The 603-nt window shown below is 68.5% G+C and carries 1 protein-coding gene; it reads left to right on the forward strand.

Going from position 1 to position 603, the window contains the following annotated elements; translation table 11 throughout:
* The coding region (locus ACI3KQ_RS15945; RefSeq protein WP_404959326.1) for an endonuclease/exonuclease/phosphatase family protein at positions 1–434 on the forward strand (434 nt) is incomplete at its 5' end.
* Positions 435–603 lie beyond the last annotated feature (169 nt).

Consider the following 603-nt stretch of genomic DNA (forward strand, 5'->3'; position numbering starts at 1 on the left):
GCAACACCGGTTCGGTGCCGAGCGTCGTGCTCATGCCCGTGGACGGCGAGGGTCCGACGATCGTGGCCGTGCATGCCGTGGCTCCGCGCGTCGAGGAGATGGGGCAGTGGAGCAGCGACCTGCAGTGGATCGCCGACCAGTGCCCCGCGGGCAACGTGATCCTCGCCGGCGACTTCAACGCCACGATCGATCACATGACACCCCTCGGTGTCGACGGCGGCGACATGGGCTACTGCCGCGACGCGGCCGCCCGCACCGGGAACGGACTCAGCGGTACGTGGCCGAGCTCGCTCCCGCCGCTCCTCAGCGCACCGATCGATCACGTGATGGCCTCGGCCGACTGGACGCCCACGGGTTCGGCGCTCATCGACGACGCCGGAGGCAGCGACCACCGTGGCATCGTCGTGCAGCTCGAGCCGTCGTCAGCCGGTTGAGGAGCGGGAGCGAGACGAAACGTCGCTCCCGGCCATCGCACCGCCCGATCAGTGAGACATTCCTGCATCGCCGGGCCGCTCCGACGCAGTGCGCTCGTTTCCGACACGGCGAAACCGATGATCCGGTGACAGACTTGTCCTATGAACACCGGAGAACGCGACACGATCG

This window comes from Sphingobium sp. ZW T5_29, from assembly GCF_044987515.1.
Lineage (GTDB): Bacteria > Pseudomonadota > Alphaproteobacteria > Sphingomonadales > Sphingomonadaceae > Sphingobium.